At 68.2% G+C, this 17316-nt stretch carries 20 protein-coding genes; 7 read left to right on the forward strand and 13 right to left on the reverse strand.

The window, feature by feature from the left end; genetic code table 11:
- Positions 1 to 106: 106 nt before the first annotated feature.
- The 4 genes from AC5P7E_RS10200 to AC5P7E_RS10215 all read right to left on the reverse strand — a co-directional run bounded on the left by AC5P7E_RS10200 (position 107) and on the right by AC5P7E_RS10215 (position 2952).
- Complete coding sequence (locus AC5P7E_RS10200) at positions 107 to 841, reverse strand: HvfC family RiPP maturation protein (RefSeq protein WP_114618537.1); 735 nt, start codon at positions 839 to 841, stop codon at positions 107 to 109.
- Positions 834 to 1679 (reverse strand): HvfB family MNIO-type RiPP peptide maturase, encoded by an 846-nt coding sequence (locus AC5P7E_RS10205; protein WP_495222841.1) that lies wholly within the window; start codon positions 1677 to 1679, stop codon positions 834 to 836. Before AC5P7E_RS10205 ends, AC5P7E_RS10200 begins: the two co-directional genes overlap by 8 nt.
- A gap of 56 nt (positions 1680 to 1735) precedes the next feature.
- Positions 1736 to 2212, reverse strand: coding sequence for an HvfA family oxazolone/thioamide-modified RiPP metallophore (locus AC5P7E_RS10210; RefSeq protein ID WP_114618539.1), 477 nt, complete (start codon positions 2210 to 2212; stop codon positions 1736 to 1738).
- 95 nt (positions 2213 to 2307) lie between these two features.
- Positions 2308 to 2952, reverse strand: coding sequence for an HvfX family Cu-binding RiPP maturation protein (locus AC5P7E_RS10215; RefSeq protein WP_114618540.1), 645 nt, complete (start codon positions 2950 to 2952; stop codon positions 2308 to 2310).
- A 342-nt stretch (positions 2953 to 3294) separates the two neighbouring features.
- On the opposite strand from AC5P7E_RS10215, the gene AC5P7E_RS10220 reads away from it, so the two are divergent.
- The 6 genes from AC5P7E_RS10220 to AC5P7E_RS10245 all read left to right on the forward strand — a co-directional run bounded on the left by AC5P7E_RS10220 (position 3295) and on the right by AC5P7E_RS10245 (position 9220).
- A complete protein-coding gene (locus AC5P7E_RS10220) occupies positions 3295 to 4086 on the forward strand; it encodes an alpha/beta fold hydrolase (protein ID WP_114618541.1) in 792 nt (263 codons plus the stop codon).
- Between the two features lie 3 nt (positions 4087 to 4089).
- Positions 4090 to 4635 carry a redoxin domain-containing protein gene (locus AC5P7E_RS10225; RefSeq protein ID WP_049430390.1) on the forward strand — a complete coding sequence of 182 codons (546 nt, stop codon included), beginning with the start codon at positions 4090 to 4092 and terminating at the stop codon, positions 4633 to 4635.
- Positions 4636 to 4692: 57 nt separating this feature from the next.
- A complete protein-coding gene (locus AC5P7E_RS10230; protein WP_005408504.1) occupies positions 4693 to 5433 on the forward strand; it encodes a response regulator in 741 nt (246 codons plus the stop codon).
- Positions 5430 to 6743 carry a sensor histidine kinase gene (locus AC5P7E_RS10235; protein WP_005412587.1) on the forward strand — a complete coding sequence of 438 codons (1314 nt, stop codon included), beginning with the start codon at positions 5430 to 5432 and terminating at the stop codon, positions 6741 to 6743. The genes AC5P7E_RS10230 and AC5P7E_RS10235 overlap by 4 nt, the downstream gene beginning before the upstream one ends.
- A 125-nt stretch (positions 6744 to 6868) precedes the next feature.
- Positions 6869 to 7882, forward strand: a complete 1014-nt coding sequence (locus AC5P7E_RS10240) for a hypothetical protein (protein WP_114618542.1) — start codon at positions 6869 to 6871, stop codon at positions 7880 to 7882.
- 78 nt (positions 7883 to 7960) lie between these two features.
- Entirely contained in the window at positions 7961 to 9220 is a 1260-nt protein-coding gene (locus tag AC5P7E_RS10245) for an MFS transporter (RefSeq protein ID WP_114618543.1), read from the forward strand.
- A gap of 4 nt (positions 9221 to 9224) precedes the next feature.
- On the opposite strand, the gene AC5P7E_RS10250 is transcribed toward AC5P7E_RS10245, so the two are convergent.
- Entirely contained in the window at positions 9225 to 10172 is a 948-nt protein-coding gene (locus AC5P7E_RS10250; protein WP_099529764.1) for a nucleoside hydrolase, read from the reverse strand.
- Between the two features lie 151 nt (positions 10173 to 10323).
- Between AC5P7E_RS10250 and AC5P7E_RS10255 the strand changes: the two genes are divergently transcribed.
- The gene (locus AC5P7E_RS10255; protein WP_043034145.1) at positions 10324 to 10656 is read left to right on the forward strand and encodes a hypothetical protein; all 333 of its coding nucleotides are present in this window, start codon (positions 10324 to 10326) and stop codon (positions 10654 to 10656) included.
- 71 nt (positions 10657 to 10727) lie between these two features.
- On the opposite strand, the gene AC5P7E_RS10260 is transcribed toward AC5P7E_RS10255, so the two are convergent.
- From AC5P7E_RS10260 to mdcC, 8 genes are all read right to left on the reverse strand, one after another.
- Positions 10728 to 11447 carry a GntR family transcriptional regulator gene (locus tag AC5P7E_RS10260; RefSeq protein ID WP_005408509.1) on the reverse strand — a complete coding sequence of 240 codons (720 nt, stop codon included), beginning with the start codon at positions 11445 to 11447 and terminating at the stop codon, positions 10728 to 10730.
- A gap of 56 nt (positions 11448 to 11503) precedes the next feature.
- On the reverse strand, positions 11504 to 12871 hold the full coding sequence (locus tag AC5P7E_RS10265) for an SLC13 family permease (RefSeq protein ID WP_495222842.1): 1368 nt from the start codon (positions 12869 to 12871) through the stop codon (positions 11504 to 11506).
- Between the two features lie 104 nt (positions 12872 to 12975).
- On the reverse strand, positions 12976 to 13896 hold the full coding sequence (gene mdcH, locus AC5P7E_RS10270) for a malonate decarboxylase subunit epsilon (RefSeq protein ID WP_114618544.1): 921 nt from the start codon (positions 13894 to 13896) through the stop codon (positions 12976 to 12978).
- Positions 13893 to 14747: a triphosphoribosyl-dephospho-CoA synthase MdcB gene (gene mdcB, locus AC5P7E_RS10275; RefSeq protein WP_197596119.1), complete on the reverse strand. Its 855-nt coding sequence runs from the start codon at positions 14745 to 14747 to the stop codon at positions 13893 to 13895. Before mdcB ends, mdcH begins: the two co-directional genes overlap by 4 nt.
- Positions 14744 to 15385: a malonate decarboxylase holo-[acyl-carrier-protein] synthase gene (mdcG, locus tag AC5P7E_RS10280; protein ID WP_099474329.1), complete on the reverse strand. Its 642-nt coding sequence runs from the start codon at positions 15383 to 15385 to the stop codon at positions 14744 to 14746. The genes mdcB and mdcG overlap by 4 nt, the downstream gene beginning before the upstream one ends.
- Positions 15378 to 16082, reverse strand: a complete 705-nt coding sequence (gene mdcE / locus AC5P7E_RS10285) for a biotin-independent malonate decarboxylase subunit gamma (protein ID WP_114618626.1) — start codon at positions 16080 to 16082, stop codon at positions 15378 to 15380. Before mdcE ends, mdcG begins: the two co-directional genes overlap by 8 nt.
- Positions 16083 to 16084: 2 nt before the next feature.
- Complete coding sequence (locus tag AC5P7E_RS10290; protein ID WP_114618546.1) at positions 16085 to 16993, reverse strand: biotin-independent malonate decarboxylase subunit beta; 909 nt, start codon at positions 16991 to 16993, stop codon at positions 16085 to 16087.
- Positions 16990 to 17310, reverse strand: coding sequence for a malonate decarboxylase acyl carrier protein (gene mdcC, locus AC5P7E_RS10295; protein ID WP_114618547.1), 321 nt, complete (start codon positions 17308 to 17310; stop codon positions 16990 to 16992). The genes AC5P7E_RS10290 and mdcC overlap by 4 nt, the downstream gene beginning before the upstream one ends.
- Between the last annotated feature and the right edge of the window lie 6 nt (positions 17311 to 17316).

Below are 17316 nucleotides of genomic sequence, written 5' to 3' on the forward strand. Positions count from 1 at the left end.
GCCGGTCAGGGAAGGGGTAGTGCCGGCCGCTGGCCTGCCAAGGAACGGGTAGTGCCGGCCGCTGGCCGGCCAAGGAACGGGTAGTGCCGGCCGCTGGCCGGCAACCTCAGAAAGCAGGCAACGCAACCAGCACGCCCGCCGCGCACAGCTCGCCCAGAACAGGCACGCAGGCCATGCGCAATGCGTCCGCTGCCACGCCATGTGTTTCGGACAGCAGCTGCAGTGCTTCATCTACCGACGCGCTGTCGTCACCGAACACCGACAGCAGCGCGTAGGCCAGCGGTGACAGTTCCTCGGTCTGCAGGCTGAAATCGGCGAGGCGCTGGATCACCAGCAGCGTGGGAGCCGTGCTCAACACCGGCTCCAGCGTCCCGTCCTCATGTACTGGCCACTGGTAGCCAAGCACCCGCACCAATGGCGAAACCGCCAGCACATCATTGCCTACGGGAGCGCGCTGCAGCGGCCGCCCGCCGTCACGCGCTTCAATGTGCAGCGACTGTTGCGTGCTCTCGTAGTGCGCCAGTTCCGCTGCCCAGCCCGGCAGCGCCAGCGTGTCCTGCACCGCCAGCCAGGCCGCGAACTCGCCCGCGATCTGCGGGAACAACGGCGTGCGGCAGGCGTGCCTCGCGTAGTAGTGCTCGACGGTGTTGCGCCAGCAGGCATCGCCCAGCTGCGACTTCAGCCGCGGCAGGCTGCCCGCCAGCAGGCTGTCCAGACTGTCAATGCACAGGCGGCGGTAGACCGCCATCCGCCGCGCCTCGATGCCATCGGCTGCGGTCTTTGCAGGGTCGCGCACATGATCGGCCCAGCGCCGTTGCAGGGTCGCCAGCGACTCAGCCATGGGCCACCTCGGGCCAACGTGCCTCGGCCTGCGCCTGGCGGATCTGCCCGACCTCGGCCAGCAATTCGGCAAGCGGTGGGAAGTTGAAATCGCGTTCGAGCAGCGTGGGGCGCACACCCACCCGCGCATAGGCCTCGCGCAACAGTGCCCAGACCACGCCTTTCACCGGCGCACCATGGGTATCGATCTTGAAGCCATCGTCTTCATCGAAGTGGCCCGCTACGTGCAGCGAGGCGACGCGGTGGGCCGGCACGCGGGCCAGGAATTCGAAGGCGTCGTAGCCGTTGTTGCAGGCGTTGACGAAAACGTTGTTGACGTCCAGCAGCAGGTCGCAGTCGGCTTCGGCGAGCACGGCGTTGATGAAGTCGGTCTCGCTCATGTCCGCGCCGGCAACGGCGTAGTAGGAGATGTTCTCCACGGCGATGCGTCGGCCCAGCATGTCCTGCACCTGGGCGATGCGACCGGCGACATGGTGAACGGCCTCGGCGGTGAACGGCAGCGGCAGCAGGTCGTAGACATGGCCGCCGGCGGCGCAGTAGCTCAGGTGTTCGCTGTACAGCTGCACCTGGTGCAGGTCGAGGAAGGCACGGGTCTGTGCCAGCAGGGTGCGGTCCAGCGGATCAGGACCTCCCAGCGACAGCGACAGGCCGTGGCAGGTCAGGGGATGGCGCTCGCTGAGCTGGCGCAGCGCGGCGCCGTGTGCACCGCCGACGCCGATCCAGTTGTCAGGGGAGACTTCGAGGAAGTCGATGGCACCGGCCGGCATTGCCAGCAGTTCGTCGATCAGCCCACGGCGCAGGCCAAAGCCGGCGGCATTGAAGGGCAGGGGCAGGGACATGGCGGATGCTCCAGAGAAAGGGCGCCGCCTTGAAGGCGGCGCCGGTTGGACGTCGATCAATCGGCAACGCGGGAGAACAGGCCCTTCGGCATCGGCTTGCCGTTGGCGGTGTAGACGCTGCGCAGGTAGTCGTGCGCTTCCTGCTCGCTGATGTAACCGTCGTGGTCGGTGTCGATGCGGTCGAACTCGGCGGCGCGCTTGGCGGCCACAGCGTTGAACTCGGCACGCGAGACCTTGCCGTCGTGGTCGCAGTCAGTGCGGGCAAACGAGGCGTCGCCGCACTTGCCTTCGCCACACTGGCCCTCGGCCACCTTGGCCTTGCCGGCGGGCTTGCCGGTGGTGGCCTTGTTGGCCCCGCACTTGCCTTCACCGCACTTGCCTTCGGCGGTGGCGCTCATGGCCACCGCGCTGATCGCCAGCGGTTGGATCGCGGCGGCCTGGCCGGCCATCAGCAGGCCACCGGCCAAGGCAATGCCGATGGCACCGATGCGCGGCAGGCGGGAGGAGGGGGTGTTCCTGGTCGAGATGGACATGGTGATGACTCCTTGGGAAAGCACGCGGGGCGTGCGGGATGGACGCCGCCGAGGAGGCGACGGAAAGCGAAAGGCGCGGGAACAGGGGAATCAGCTCAGGCGGCGTGGCGACGGCGCAGCAGATAGCCCAGCAGCAGCACGCCGCCGAGCAGGGCACCGCCGAAGCCGATGCCGGGCAGCAGCGCGGCAACCGGCAGCAGCAGGGCGATCAGGCTGACGCCCCAGCCCAGGCCGTCATTGCCGACAGCGGCATGCTGTGAGCCGGCCAACAGCCGGTCTACGCTGAGCGCGCCACCGCCGTTGAGGATCAGTGGCAGCAGCATGGTCAGGAACAGCAGCGGCAGCTTGAAGTTGCCGTAGCCCTGGTCGGTGATCGCATAGCCCTGCCAGAGCTCACCCAGGTCGTTCCATTGGTCGGGCCAGTGCACGGCGGCGATGGCAACGATGGTGAGGATCCAGAAGACGTAGGCCACCGAGCGCGTGGCCAGGCCGAGCAGCAGCATCACCGCGCCCACCAGTTCCAGCCAGGTCGCCAGCTGCCAGTTCAGCGATGCGGGCAGGGCGGAGAACGGGAACGGGAAGCGGCCTTCCAGGTCGTCGAACCAGTTCTGGCCGCCCAGCTTCTCGCGGCCGGATTCGAAGAACTCCCAGGCCAGCAGGGTGCGCAACGCTAATGGCGAGAGCCAGCGGCCGACGGCGTCCAGGCGGGGGGTATACACGGAAGAGGCGGTGCTGATCATGGTGGTGTCCTGCGGGCCAGTGGTCGATGGAAGCCATTCCAGGCGGCGCAGGTATCGGCAACGTGTGCCGTTGCCCGGGATTTTGTCAGCGACTGTGGCCGCGGCCGGGGTTTCGTACAGTCAGATACAAAGACGATGCGTTGACGCACATCGGGGCGTTCCGCGCCCGCGTGCGGGGAGCGATATCCACCCGGTAGCGCCCAGCCAGGACCGGCGCCCGAATGTATCCCACTGTAGAAACCCGCCTGCGCCCTACAGTCCGGTACAACTCCGCGCAGCGGAGAAACAGCGGTGATACACCGGCAGGCGGAAATGGCCACTCCCAACACCGGAGTGCCCCCCATGATCCGTACCTCGTTGCTTGCCGCTGCTCTCGCCCTTGCCGCCGCCGCCCCTGCCTTCGCTGCCCAGGCCGATACCGCTGCACCGCCCACCGTCATCCTGGTGCACGGCGCCTTCGCCGATGGCTCCAGCTGGAGCAAGGTCATCAGTACCCTGCATGACTGGAAGCTGCCGGCGGTGGCCGTACAGAATCCGCTCACCTCGTTGGCCGACGACGTCGCCGCCACCCGTCGTGCGATTGCCGCTGCGCCTGGCAAGGTGGTGCTGGTCGGCCACAGCTGGGGTGGCACGGTCATCACCGAAGCGGGCAATGACCCGAAGGTGCAGGCGCTGGTGTACGTGGCGGCGTTCGCACCGGATGCAGGGCAATCTTCGGCGCAACAGGGCGAAGGTTTCCCGGTCGGTCCGGGTCTGGCCCGACTGCAGGAAAGGGACGGCTACCTGACCTTGCCGGCTGATGCCATCGCCCAGGACTTCGCGCCGGACGTGATGAAAAAATCGGCCGCACTGCTGTACAGCACGCAGGTCCCGTTGAAGGCCAGCGCGCTGGGCGAAGTAGTGAACGTTGCGGCGTGGCGCAGCAAGCCGAGCTGGTACGTGCTCAGCCGTGACGATCGCATGCTGTCGCCGCAGCTGCAGGCCGCCACCGCAAAGCGCATTGGCGCGCAGCTGCAATCGATCGGTAGCAGCCATGTGTCGCTGCTTTCGCATCCGGCGCAGGTGGCCGACAGCATCCTGGAAGCGGCGGGGGTGAAGCCGGCGGAACTGCCACTGGCCGAGCAGGGGGGCTGAGCGATGGCCGGCCTGCGTGCGTACGTGCTGCCGTTGCTGATGGGCGTGCTGGGTGGGGCTGCGCTGTTGATGGCCTGGCCCAGCCCGGAGGCCGATGCGCAGCCGGCACAGGCCGTTCCCGCCGCCGGGTTCGACGGTGGCGGGCCCTGGCACAACAGCCCACCGCTCACACTGAAGCAGTTGCGGGGGCAGGTGGTGCTGGTCGAGTTCTGGACCTACACCTGCCGCAACTGCCTCAACGTGGCGCCGCATGTCCACCAGTGGCATGCACGCTACGCGTCGCAGGGCCTGAGGGTGATCGGCGTGCATACGCCGGAGTTCGCCTATGAAGGGTTGCCCGGCAACGTGCGCAAGGCCATCGCACGGTTGGACATCACCTGGCCGGTGGTGCAGGACAACCAGTACCGGATCTGGAACGCCTGGCGCAACCGCTTCTGGCCCGCGCTGTACCTGCTCGACCGTCAGGGGCGGGTGGTCTACCGCCATTACGGCGAGGGCGACTACGCACGTACCGAAAGCGAGATCCAGCGCCTGCTGGCCAACCCCTGAGCCGCGCTACCATGGCCGCGCAGCGCGGCCCTGACCTCCGTCTTCATCGAGAACGCAATGAACCACGTACCGCATATCCTGGTCGTCGACGATGACAGCGAGATCCGCCAGATGCTGGCCGATTACCTGCAGCGCAACGGCCTGCGCGTGAGCCAGGCCGACGGTGGCCGGGCCATGCGCGCGCTGATGGATACCCATGCCGTGGATCTGGTGGTGCTGGACGTGATGATGCCGGGCGAGGACGGCCTGAGCCTGTGCCGCAACCTGCGCGCCGGCAAGCATCGCGCGGTGCCGGTGGTGCTGCTGACCGCCCGCGACGACGAGACCGACCGCATCATCGGCCTGGAAATGGGCGCTGATGACTATGTGACCAAGCCCTTCTCTTCGCGCGAACTGCTGGCACGCATCAATGCGGTGATCCGCCGCACGCAGATGCTGCCGCCGAATCTGCAGGTGAGCGAAGCAGGTCGCCAGCTTGCCTTCGGCGAGTGGCGCCTGGACACCACCGCACGCCATCTGCTGGATGCGCAGGACACCGCGCATCCGCTCAGTGGCGCCGAGTTCCGCCTGTTGCGCGTGTTCCTCGATCACGCCAATCGGGTGCTCAGCCGTGACCAGCTGCTCAGCCTCACCCAGGGCCGCGATGCCGAACTGTTCGACCGCTCGATCGATCTGCTGGTCAGCCGCGTGCGGCAGCGCCTGGGTGACGACGCACGCGAGCCGACCTACATCAAGACCGTGCGCAGCGAAGGCTATGTGTTCAGCGTGCCGGTGCAGTTGCTGGGGCCGGACGAATGAACACCACCGCACACCGCCCACGCTGGCCGCGCACGCTGTCGGCACGGGTGCTGCTGGTGCTGCTGGGTGGATTGGCGCTGGCCCACGCGCTGTCTTTCGGTTTGCTGTTCTTCGAACGCTACCAGTCCACGCGCAGCATGATGCTGCGCAACCTGGACGAAGACGTGGCCGTGAGTGTCGCGCTGCTGGAACACCTGCCCGCAGGCCAGCGCGCAGCCTGGGTGCCGCGGCTGGAGCGGCGCACCTACCGTTACCTGCTGCGCCCGGCCGCCGCAGGACCCGGGCTGCAGACCGATCGTGCACGCCAGGTCACGGCGATCATCGACGACAGCCTGCAGCACCGCTATCCGTTGCAGGCACGCCAGGTGGCTCGCCTGCCGGAGCGGTTCGAGGTGGAACTGCGCCTGCACGACGGCACCCCCTTGACCATCGAAGTCACCCCGTCGGGCCTGCCGCTGGCGCGCTGGCTGCCCGCCGTGTTGCTGGTGCAGCTGGCGCTGCTGCTGGTGTGCGCGTGGCTGGCGGTGCGCCTGGCCATGCGCCCGCTGCAGCAGCTGTCGCATGCGGTGGAGCATCTGCAGCCGGGCAAGGACGGGCCCGAACTGCCTGAAGATGGCCCGGCGGAAGTGGGCGGCGCGGCGGCCGCGCTCAACGCACTGCAGGCACGCATTCGTGGCCATGTCACTGAGCGTCTGCAGATCCTGGCCGCGATCTCGCATGACCTGCAGACCCCCATCACGCGCATGAAGCTTCGGGTGGAGACCCTGCCTGAAGACAGCATCCAGCAGCGGTTGCTGGACGACCTCGACCACCTGGGTCAACTGGTGCGTGAGGGCGTGGCCTATGCGCGCAGCAGCCACGTCGCCAGTGGCGCGCCGGTGTCGATGGACCTGGGCGCGTTCCTGGCCAGTGTGGTCGGCGATTACGAGGACATGGGCAAGCCGGTCAGTGGCGGCGCGCCCGCTGGACTGGTCGTGCAGACCTGGCCGCAGCCGCTGCGCCGGGTGGTCGGCAATCTGGTCGACAACGCGTTGCGTTACGCGGGTGCCGCCGAGGTCGAGGCGGGCCGTGATGACGCCGGCAGAGTGTGGATCAGCATTTCCGACCGTGGCCCTGGCATTCCCGAGGGCCAGCTGCAGGCAGTGCTGGCGCCGTTCCATCGGCTGGAAAGCTCGCGCAACCGCGATACAGGCGGCACTGGCCTGGGCCTGGCCATCGCGGTGCAGCTGGCACAGTCGCTGGGCGGCTCGCTGAGGTTGCACAACCGCGAGGGCGGCGGCCTGCGGGCGGAACTGCAGCTGCCGGGGTAACGGGCGGGGTCGGATCCCTTTGCGGGAGCGAAGGGCGCTGACCCCGATGTGGGATCTGCGACGTTCCTGCACGGCTTCGGGATCGGCGATCATCTGCAGGGAGTGTCGAAACCAGGAAACACGCAATGCAGGGAACGCAGCATTCAATCCGGCGCCCGCGCCACGTCGCGCTGCTGGTCGGTCTACTCGCGCTGGCGGCCTGCCAGCGCACAACGGATGCGCCGACCGGGGCACTCGCAGCGGGCGCACCACTTGCCGCCCCGGCCACCGCAACAGACCTCTCTCCGCTGCTCGATGCCCTGCCGACCTGCGCGCTGGACGGCTGGTACATCGATCAGCAGACCAGGCGCCCGGCCCATCCCTGGTTGGCGACGAACGCGCCGAAGCCCTGCAAGGAGGACGGGGAGAACGAGATCGCCACGTTCTGCGTGCAGGGGCAATGGAAGGGGCTGCCGGTGGAGGAGGTGATCCTGCCGACGATGACCCTCGTCTCGTTCCGTGGCGCGAAGATCGGCCTGCCGCTGGAGAAGGCACGTCCCATCGTCCGCCAGCGCTTCGGGCAGGAATTCCCGGGTGGCGCGGCGTACGAGGCAGGCCGTGAGCCGAAGCTGCTGGCCGATCCCGAGGATGCGCAGCGCTCATGGCTGCTGTGCAGCACGCCGGAACCGGGAGACGATCTGGGCAGCCAGGCAGGCGTCAGCTATTCGGGCATGAACCTGCCCTACGACCACGACGGTTGCAGCTACCGCTACAGCCCGGTGGACTTCTGCGATGCGCGGCACCGCGGAGCCATCGAAGATGCTCTCCAGCACCAGGCGCCCAATTTCAACAAGCACTACCTGCTGGTGCAGGTCGATGATCGACCCGAGTACTTCCAGCGCACGCTGGTGCTGGTCGATACCCGCACGGGCAGGGCGACGCCACTGCCGTTCGATGCCTTCACCGGGCCGGCGGGGAAGGGCGGTGATGCTACCGGCTACGGGACACTGGAAACGGGCGTGGACCAGCCGCAGTTCTGCCTCGATGGTGCGCTGCTGGTCTACCGCGTGTTCGAGGAAGGCCGCTTCTGCTTCGGCTTTGACGGCGAGCGTTTCACCGGCCATGAAACCCAGTACATGCAGGCAGAGGACAGCCGATGACCGGTATTTCACCCCGTCCATGCCACGCTGCGCGGAACCTGCGCAACCGGGATCGAGGCTGTTGAAGGCGAATACGCAATGACCGCGGCGCGGCAGCGCTCGATGTGGGTGGCGGGCCTGTCCACGGTGGTGGAGTGGTACGACTTCACCCTGTACCTGTACTTCGCCACGGTGTTGTCGCGGGTGTTCTTCGGCGGCGGCGAACAGGCGCTGCTGGCCACCCTGGCCGGCTTCGCGGTGTCCTACCTGATGCGTCCGCTGGGCGCGCTGTGCTTTGGTCACCTGGGCGACCGCCTGGGCCGGCGCTGGATGCTGCTGGCATCGATGGCCTTGATGGCGGCGGCGATGCTGGCCACCGCGCTGCTGCCGACAGCGGCCATGGCCGGAACGACGGCGGGCGTGCTGCTGCTGGTACTGCGCTGCGTGATGGCGTTTTCGGTAGGCGGTGAATACACCGGGGTGGTGGCGTACCTGCTGGAAAGCGCACCGGCGCAGCGACGTGGCCTGGTGACCTCGCTGGCGTCCGCAGCCAGCGAGGTGGGTGCGTTGCTGGCGGTGGCGATCTCCGCGGTTACCGTGGCGCTGCTCGCGCCCGCGCAGCTGGACAGTTGGGGCTGGCGTATTCCGTTCTTCGTTGGCGCGGCGCTGGCACTGGTGATCCTGGTCGCACGCTCGGGCATGCACGAGTCGCCGGAGTTCGAGCGGCAGCGCCGCGAGGGCAGCATTCCCGCGACGCCGCTGAAGCATGTGCTGCGCAACCATCCGCTGGCGGTGGCGCGCACCTTCGCGATCTCGGCGCTGGGCTCGATTACTTACTATGTCGGCATTACCTATGTGCCCGCATTTCTGCATGCGCGGGGCCACGATGAGGGCGATGCGCTGTGGCTGTCGACGATTGCGGCCGTGGCGGTGATCGCGATCACGCCCCTGTGCGGCGCATTGTCCGACCGCGTCGGACGACGGCCGGTGCTGTTGGGCCTGACCGTGCTGGCAGCGCTGCTGCCGCTGTCCTTGTTCGCGTGGATGGCGCAGGCGACGCCGCTGGGCATCGCGCTGGCCGCGGTGTTGCTGGCCTGCGTGGCCGGTGGTGTAAGCGCGGTGGCCGCCCCGGCCACGGCCGAGCAGTTCCCCGGCGAAGGCCGGGTCAGCGGGCTGGCACTGGGGGTGACCATGGCCACGGCCGTGTTCGGCGGTGCAACGCCCTGGCTGGCGCAATGGTGGGTGGAACGCAGCGGCTGGGCAGCAGCGCCAGGCGCGATGATCGCGCTGGTGGCGGTGCTGGTGCTGCCGGTGCTGTGGACCCTGCCCGAGACGGTCCCGGGCAGGGCCAAGCGCTAGCGGGTCAGACCTTCAGGGTCTGCTCGATGTCGGCCAGCACGGCGGCCGCATCGACGCCGATGGCAATCGACTGCACCACGTGGCCGTCCCACACGCTGGGGCCGAACGCCAGGCCTTCCGGCTTGGGAATGGTCATGCCGCGGGCGACGCCGTCGGTGGCCACGCGCACGCTGGCGCGCTCGAACCGGAACAGCTCCGGACGGGTCAGCGCGATGCAGGCGCAGCAGTCGTGCACGACCATGCCCTTGTGGCCGGCCTGCAGGTAGAAGTCCACGTAATCCTGCGACAGCGCACGCACCAGTTCGGCATCGGCACCACCGATCGCAGCCAGCTTGTCCAGGCCGTCACGGTCCATTTCCACGCGGGTGGTCACGTCCAGGCCGATGGCGGTGACCGGCCAGCTGGCGGTGAACACCACGTCGGCCGCTTCGGCGTCGCCCCAGATGTTGGCCTCGGCGGCCGGGGTGATGTTGCCGTTGACGTGGAAGGCGCCGCCCATGATCACCACGCCGCGCACCAGGCCGGCGATGTCCGGCGCCTGCTGCAGGGCCAGGGCCAGGTTGGTCATGCGGCCGACCGCGACCAGGGTCACCTCGCCCGGATGGGCGCGGACCAGGTCGATGATCAGCTGGTGGGCCGGGCGCGCATCGGCCGCCACGTCCAGGCTGGCCGGCACCGGGTGGTTGCCCAGGCCGTTGTGGCCATGGATGTGCACCGGCCAGGCTTCCGGGGTGGCTTCCGGCTGCAGCGGGCCGCCGGCACCGCGTGCGACCGGGGCGGCAAAGCCCCAGGCCTGCTTCAGGTACAGCGCATTGTGCGTGGTCGACTCCACCGAGGCATTGCCGAAGGTGGTGGTGACGCCGATCAGGTCGATCTGGGCGTGCTTGTGCAGGTACAGCAGGGCCAGGGCGTCGTCGACGCCCGGGTCGGTATCGAAAATGACTTTCAGCATGTTGTTGTTCTTCTTCTTCCGTGTGGTGCGGGGGGCGCCGGCGGCCCGGAAGCAGGCCGGCGCGCCCTACATTGTCCCATCTTCATGACAGGCAGGGCCATTGCCGGGGAGGCAGGCCATAATGCCCCCAGTCCAGGCACGGAACCGCCGAATGCTGATCGTTGCCCTTCTGCTGGTCCTGCTGGTGCTGGGCCTGAACGTGGTGGCTACCGTGGTGATCGTCAGGCGCGATGGCCTCTCGGCAGGCGGCCGGACGGTGCAGCTGCTGCTGGTCTGGCTGCTGCCGCTGGTCGGCGCCATCCTGTGCATGGCGGTGGCCACGGCCGATGGCTCGGGCAGCCGGGGGGATGGCGGCGGAAGCCATGACACCTCCGTTGGCTATTCCAGTGACAACCACAGCCATCACAGCTACAGCAGCTCCGACTGCGGAAGCGGCGACAGCGGTGGGGGTGGTGACGGCGGCAGCTGCGGTGGCGGCGATTGATGAGACGTTCCAGGGTGCCGGCCAAGGTCACGTCCTGGTAGTGCCGGCCGCTGGCCGGCAACCTCATCCGCTCAACCGCCGCCTTCGGTCGGCAAGGGCGCCGGCACGTTCAACAGCCCGCCTGCTGCCACATAGGCGGCCAGAGCCTGGCCCTGGCTCAGCAGATGGCGCTCCATGGTGCGTTCGGCAGCCTGCGCGTCGCGGCGTCGGAAGCACTCCATCAGCTCGCGATGTTCGGCCAGCGACTGCGCGGTGCGCCCCGGTGTCAGCAGCTGGCGGCCGCGATGCATCTTCAGGATGCGATGCAGATCGTGGGTGATGCGGATCAGCCACGGGTTGCCGGCGTAGTGCTGCACGGTTTCGTGGATCAGGTAGTTGTTGCGGTAGTACTCGGCGATGTTGCCCTCGGCTGCCGCGGTTTCCATCGCGGCATGCAGGTCCTCCAGCTGCTGCACGCCGGCATCGTCGATGTGCCTGACCGCCTCGTGCGCGCAGCGGCCTTCCAGCATCGCCATTACCGGAAACAGCTGGTTGAGGTCTTCCAGCGTCAGTCGGGTGACCCTGCTGCCACGACCCGCGTCAATCTGCACCAGACCTTCGGCGGCCAGCAGCTTCAGCGCTTCGCGCAGCGGTGTGCGGCTGATGCCCAGTTCTTCGCACAGCGCGGGCTCGTCGATCCACTCACCCGGCGGCAGGCGGTAATCGTAGATGCGTTCGCGCACGTGTTCGGCAACCTCTTCATACAGAGGCGCGCGCTTCTTCGGTGACCGCGGGGCAGGGGCAATAGCCATGCGCAGAGTGTAACGCCAGGTCGTGCCGACCAGTGGCCGGCACGACCGTTCGGCGGTTACATCCAGCCCGGCACCACGAACACCAGCCAGGCCAGCAGCGGCCCCAGGGCCACCACCAGGCCGCTGTAGACCAGGAAGCGGCGGAACAGGGTTTCGCGCTCTTCCTTCGCGGCCGAAGCCACCACCAGCGCGCCATTGGTTGAGAACGGGCTGACATCGACGATGGTGGACGACACCGCCAGCGCACAGATCACGCCGGCCGCACTGAGGTGGCCCTGCATCAAGAACGGTACCGCCAGCGGAATCGTGGCGCCCAGCACCGCAGCCGACGAGGCGAATGCGGAGACAATGCCGCCGACGTAGCAGACCAGCAGCGCGCCGAGCAGCGGAATGCCGATGTCGGGCACGCCATTGCCGATGAAGTCCACCGCGCCGGCATGTTCCAGCACGCCGATGTAGGTCACCACACCGCAGATCAGCAGCACGGTGGACCAGCTGATGCCATCCACCGCGCCCTTCTGGCTTTGTGGCGACAGCAGTGCCAGCGCGACAGCCACGGTGATCGAGACCAGGCCGACGTTGAGGTTGTAGATCAGCGCGGCCACGCCCAAGCCGAGCAGGCCGATCAGGGTGAACAGGCGCTCGCGGGTCAGGCTCACCGCATCCAGTGCTGCCGGATCATTGCTGAGCGTGCCGCCGCCGGCTGCGACCAGCGCGCCATGGCCTTCGATGGCGAACTGGCGCGACGAGGCCTGCGGGCCACCGGCCATCGCCAGCTCGGCATTGCCGAGCGTTCCGGCCGCGGTGATCGAGCCACGCCGCAGCAGGGCGATGCCGCCGAACGCGAAGAAGCAGATCGTCGCCATCATGAAGTTGAAGCCCAGGCTGGTCAGGAACACCGCCATCTCGGTCACTTCCAGCCCGGCTTTCTGCACCACGCCGTTGGTGATGCTGCCGTACACGCTGATCGGCGAGAAGCCACCGGCCTGCGCGCCATGGATGACCAGCAGGCCCATCATCAGTGGATTGATGTTGTACTGCTTGGCAAAGCGCAGCGCGACCGGACCGATGATCGCGACCGCCGCCGGGCCCAGCGCGCCGAAGGCGGTCAGCACCGCGGTGATCACGAACATCACCCACGGAATGGCCACGATATGGCCGCGCACGGCTTTTACTGCCCAGTGCACCAGCAGGTCGATGGTGCCGTTCTTCTGCGCGATGGCGAACAGGTAGGTGATGCCGACCAGGGTCAGGAACAGATCGCCGGGAAAGCCGGCCAGGACCTCCTTGCCGCCCATGTCGACCCACAGCCCGCCGATGATGAAGGCCAGCGCGAAGGCGACGGCACCCATGTTGATCGGCATCGCCGTGGCGACGATGAACATGATCACCAGACCGATGATCGTTGCGATTTGTGGACTCATGCGCCCTCCCAGACACGTGACTCACGTACAGCGCGGATGGAGACCCGCCATCCCGGGGTAAGGCGACGTACGGCGTGTTGCGTGATACGTACTGCTCGAACCCGTTACTGCAGCCGCTCCAGCGCGCTGCGGACCCAGGCCGCCGCGCCTTCAAGGCTCTGGAACTCTCCCACCGCGCGCACCTCGCAGCACGGATAGGCCGGCGCGACCATGCGCGCCAGCGCGTTGCCCGGGCCCAGCTGCAGGAACACGCGCGCGCCGCGCTCGAAGGCCTGGCGCATCACCTGCGCCCATTCGATGGTCTGCGCCAGTTGCAACGACAGCGTGTGGACTGCCGTTGCGCGGTCCCGCACCGGTCGCGCATCGATGCCGGCCAGCAGCGGCAGGCGTGGGGCCTGCAGTGGCGATGCATCGAGTGCGGCAGCGAACGGTGCGACCGCCGTCGCCAGCAATGGTGTGTGTGCGGGCACGCGCACCGGCAGCAGACGGATGTCCGCGCCCTGCGCCCGCGCTGCATCGTCCAGCCGCTGCAACGAGGCGTGCGTGCCGCCCACGATGAAATGGTCCTGCCCGTTGGCGATGGCCACGTGCGCGCCGTGCAGATCGCACAGCGGCTGCAGTACATGGCGTTCCAGCCCGAGCACCGCCTGCAGGCCTGCATCGGCGGGGCTGGCGCTGTCCATCAACTGCGCACGTTGCGCAGCCAGCGCCAGGCAGGTGGCCGCATCAAAGCTGCCGGCGATGGCATGCGCGGCGAGCTCGCCGATGCTGTAGCCGGCCACCAGCACCGGTGCAGGCACCGCTTCGCGAAGTCCCTGCCAGTGCGCAAGGCTGGCTGCACACAGCAAGGGCTGCGCCAGAACATTGTCGAAGCGCGATTCGTCAGCAGCTGCCGCAAATACGTCGCGTCCAAGCACTGCGCTGGCGGTCTCCAGTACGTCGCGCACGGCAGGCAGATCGCGCACGCGGTCGAACATCGCGGCATGCTGCGCACCTTGGCCGGGGCAGAGCAGGGCAAGACTCATGCGACCTCCTGCTGCAGCAGGAACCAGGCACAGGCCAGCAGGTCGGCACTGCCGCCGGGGCTCAACCGGCGTGCGACGAATCCATCACCGATGCTGTGCAGGCGTGCCTGCCAGCCGGGCACGAAGGCGCCGCCGGCATCGAGGAACCCTCGCGCCTGTTGCTGGGCCCAGCGCAGGCCGTCGACGCCGCCACGGTGCAGCAGGTTGAGGTCATCCACGCACGCGATCAGCTGCATCAGGGTCTGGCACATCGCGGCCTCGCGTGGCAGGTCGCTGGCCAGCGCGTGGCGCAGGGCAGGCAGTGCCACCTCGCGCAGCAGCGGGTAGCCGGCGGTCGCTTGTTCGCGCACACCCTGCACGCCGTGCCGTGCGCGCGCGCGCTGGCCAGGGCTGTTCGCATCAAGTGGTGCGCCGGCGAGCTCGGCAGCCCAGCGGCGCACTTCCTGGCAGACCTGCTCGGCTGCGATGGCGCCGCCCGCGCGGCCCCGACAGGCAGCGGAAGCCGCCACCAGCAGGCCAAGGCTGAAGATCGCACCGCGATGGGTGTTGATGCCCGCAGTGGCGTGCAGCATCGATATCTCCGCAGCGATGCCGTGCCGGCGCAACGTCTGGAACGGTGCCGCGCTGGCACCGGCGTCGGCCACGGCGACGAAGTAGTGGCGCAGCGTGAACAGGCTGCGCAGGAACGTGCCGGCGTCCATGTCGTGATGGCTGCCGCTGTCGAATGGCGTGACCAACCCTGGCTTGGGTGCAAGGGCCAGTTCGGCGTGCAGGCTGGCGATGGCGAGGCGCCCCAGACGCGCGCTGTCCACGGCAGCTGGCCTGGCCGCCGGCTGCACGAGGGCGTTCACGCGCTCACCCCGGTGGAGGCGAACAACGCATCACGTAGTTCCAGTGCGGCACCATCGAGGCGCTTGACCAGTACCTCGCGGCTGCGCCCGGCGTATTCGCGCCAGTTCACCGCGCCACCATCCACCAGGCACAGTTCGCCATCGACCCGATGCCCGTAGGCGCTTTCCCAGTGCTGCAGGCGCTCGACCAGCAGGTCGGCCTGCCGCGCGTCATCCGCCTGCCACAGCAGGTCGATGTCCGAGCGTGCGTGCACATAGGGCAGGCCGCTGAGGTGCTGCCAGGCGAAGGCACCGAACACGCGGGCCGGTGCAAGCCGCAGCATTGCCTGCAGTGCCGCCTGCCAATCAGCCGGAACGCCGCCGGCGAGAATCTCATCCAGGGCAGGGGGAGGCTGCAGGTGCTGGATGTCCTGCAGGGCCACGCGCAGCGCCAGCCGTTGCTTGCCTTCGCCTGGCGGCAGCGGCACCCCCAGGCGCAGCCGCGGGTCGGGATCATCCGCCGCACTGCGTGCCACCATGGCTGGCAGGCCCTGTGCGAACCATGCTGCCAGGCGCGGTTCGTGTGCAGTCACGTCAGCCCGCCAGTCGGCATCGGCCGACAGCCAGGCCAGCGTGTGGCGGGCGGGCCGCTCAGGCATCGCCGTGGGCCACCGCAGTCGAAACCCCTGCCGCCAGGGCGCGACCGCCACGCTGTGCGCCGCGTGCGGCACGCAGGTCGCCTTCGGCGGGCGTGCGCAGGGCCTGCAGCAGGTGCTGGGCAAGATCGCCCTCCCACAACGAGTCCACCGCACCCATCGCCACGTAGTTGGCGACGCCAGGCGCGAATACCGGCGAGCTCTGGCTGAGCGCCTGCAGCTTCTCCAGCGGTTGCTTGGTCACCCGCGCCATTGCGCGCAGGTCCATCACCCGCACCTGTGCATCGGGCAGGGCGTGGATGTGGTCGGCCATCAGGCCGAATGAGAGGAAGCCGCCACTGACGGATTCGCCGTAGACCAGGGTGATCAGGCGCGCACCACGGCGGCGTGCCAGATCGAGCGTCTGCGCGAGATGCGCAAAGTAACCATTGATGCCCAACAGTTCGTCGCGCCGCGCCAGGCGCTGGCCGGCGGTATCCACCAGCATCACGATCGGTCGCTGTGGATGTGCGCCGGTGCTGGCAAGCACGGTTTCGGCCAGTGCCAGTGCGTGGTCCACGCCTACTTCAAGCTTGTCGGCGGTACCGATCACGGTCACCTCGCCATCCTCGGTGGCAGCGCTGCCGGTCAGCACCGAATCATTCACCGCAATGGCATGCCCATGCGGGAACAACGCATCGAGCAGGGTCTGCAGCGGCATGCTCATGGCAGGCTCCGGTCGGCGGTGGCGATGAGGAACTCATCGGTGTCGAGCAGCGGTAGTCGCTCGGGGGCTGCGATGCCTTGGCGGGCCCAGATCTCCAGGCCATCGCGGCAATCGCCCCAGGCCTGCACGCGCGCCTTCAATACCGCATGGCGTTCCTGCAGCGCAGCCAGTGCAGTATCCGGATCGGTGCTGCTGGTATCAGGCTGCAGCGCGTTACTGGCCGCCTGCGCGAAGGCCTCGATGGCATCGGGCACCAGCACCTGTGCCTGGTCGATCAGGTAGCGGTGCTTGCCTCCCGTTACGCGCCAGACCAGCGCGCGATCGCGGGAATCGAACTCTTCCACGCCGCGCACGGTCTCGATCACTTCCGGGCCGGACAGCGACAGGCGACCCTCTTCGGACATGATGACCGTAGTGCAGCAGCGGGCGACGATGCCCATGCCGCCGAAGGCGCCGTTGCCGCTGCCGATCAGCGCGATCACCGGCACACCCGCTGCACGCGCGTCCAGGGTGGCGCGCATGATTTCGGAAATGGCGATCAGCCCGGCATTGGCTTCATGCAGGCGCACGCCGCCGGTGTCCAGCAGCAGAAGCACGCCTTCGGGATGTGTTTCGGCTGCACGACGCAGCAGCCCGGTCAGCTTGGCGCCGTGCACCTCGCCCACCCCGCCGCCCATGAATTCACCCTGCTGTGCGGCCAGCAGCACGCGCTTGCCCTGCAGCGTGGCTTCGCCAACCACGATGCCATCGTCGAATGCGGCCGGCTGATCGAGCTGGGCCAGGTGCGGGCTCATCACCCTCCGCGCCGGGCCGAGGAATTCGCGGAACGAACCGGCGTCGACCAGCCCGGCAATGCGCTCGCGTGCATCGGCTTCGTAATAGCTGTGGCGTCGAGCGTGGCTCATGGCGTGCCTCCGGCCAGCATTGTTTCCACGGCCTGGTCCAGGCGCAGGCTGACTACCGCCGGGGTCGCACCGGCATCGTTGATCGAGATGCGTACATCGCGCAGCGGATGACGCTGTGCGAAGTCGCTGATCACCGCTTGCCACACGCTGCCGAAGCCCTTCGCGGCGGTGATGATGCGCACCGTCATCGCGCCGTCCAGTGCGGCCGGCTCCAGCAGGATTTCCAGGTTGCCCGAGGCCAGCACGCCGACCAGCACCGCATCGCGCGGAAACTGCACCGCAGTGTGTCCTTCGAATCGATAGTCGAGGGTTTCCATGCTCAG

It is taken from the genome of Stenotrophomonas sp. YJH_SMC_25 (genome assembly GCF_059369595.1).

Bases quoted from the DNA above. Each gene is read 5' to 3' on its own strand.
- AC5P7E_RS10200 (WP_114618537.1), bottom strand. From the start codon at position 841: ATGGCTGAGTCGCTGGCGACCCTGCAACGGCGCTGGGCCGATCATGTG.
- AC5P7E_RS10205 (WP_495222841.1), bottom strand. From the start codon at position 1,679: ATGTCCCTGCCCCTGCCCTTCAATGCCGCCGGCTTTGGCCTGCGCCGT.
- AC5P7E_RS10210 (WP_114618539.1), bottom strand. From the start codon at position 2,212: ATGTCCATCTCGACCAGGAACACCCCCTCCTCCCGCCTGCCGCGCATC.
- AC5P7E_RS10215 (WP_114618540.1), bottom strand. From the start codon at position 2,952: ATGATCAGCACCGCCTCTTCCGTGTATACCCCCCGCCTGGACGCCGTC.
- AC5P7E_RS10220 (WP_114618541.1), top strand. From the start codon at position 3,295: ATGATCCGTACCTCGTTGCTTGCCGCTGCTCTCGCCCTTGCCGCCGCC.
- AC5P7E_RS10225 (WP_049430390.1), top strand. From the start codon at position 4,090: ATGGCCGGCCTGCGTGCGTACGTGCTGCCGTTGCTGATGGGCGTGCTG.
- AC5P7E_RS10230 (WP_005408504.1), top strand. From the start codon at position 4,693: ATGAACCACGTACCGCATATCCTGGTCGTCGACGATGACAGCGAGATC.
- AC5P7E_RS10235 (WP_005412587.1), top strand. From the start codon at position 5,430: ATGAACACCACCGCACACCGCCCACGCTGGCCGCGCACGCTGTCGGCA.
- AC5P7E_RS10240 (WP_114618542.1), top strand. From the start codon at position 6,869: ATGCAGGGAACGCAGCATTCAATCCGGCGCCCGCGCCACGTCGCGCTG.
- AC5P7E_RS10245 (WP_114618543.1), top strand. From the start codon at position 7,961: ATGACCGCGGCGCGGCAGCGCTCGATGTGGGTGGCGGGCCTGTCCACG.
- AC5P7E_RS10250 (WP_099529764.1), bottom strand. From the start codon at position 10,172: ATGCTGAAAGTCATTTTCGATACCGACCCGGGCGTCGACGACGCCCTG.
- AC5P7E_RS10255 (WP_043034145.1), top strand. From the start codon at position 10,324: ATGCTGATCGTTGCCCTTCTGCTGGTCCTGCTGGTGCTGGGCCTGAAC.
- AC5P7E_RS10260 (WP_005408509.1), bottom strand. From the start codon at position 11,447: ATGGCTATTGCCCCTGCCCCGCGGTCACCGAAGAAGCGCGCGCCTCTG.
- AC5P7E_RS10265 (WP_495222842.1), bottom strand. From the start codon at position 12,871: ATGAGTCCACAAATCGCAACGATCATCGGTCTGGTGATCATGTTCATC.
- mdcH (WP_114618544.1), bottom strand. From the start codon at position 13,896: ATGAGTCTTGCCCTGCTCTGCCCCGGCCAAGGTGCGCAGCATGCCGCG.
- mdcG (WP_099474329.1), bottom strand. From the start codon at position 15,385: ATGCCTGAGCGGCCCGCCCGCCACACGCTGGCCTGGCTGTCGGCCGAT.
- mdcE (WP_114618626.1), bottom strand. From the start codon at position 16,082: ATGCCGCTGCAGACCCTGCTCGATGCGTTGTTCCCGCATGGGCATGCC.
- AC5P7E_RS10290 (WP_114618546.1), bottom strand. From the start codon at position 16,993: ATGAGCCACGCTCGACGCCACAGCTATTACGAAGCCGATGCACGCGAG.
- mdcC (WP_114618547.1), bottom strand. From the start codon at position 17,310: ATGGAAACCCTCGACTATCGATTCGAAGGACACACTGCGGTGCAGTTT.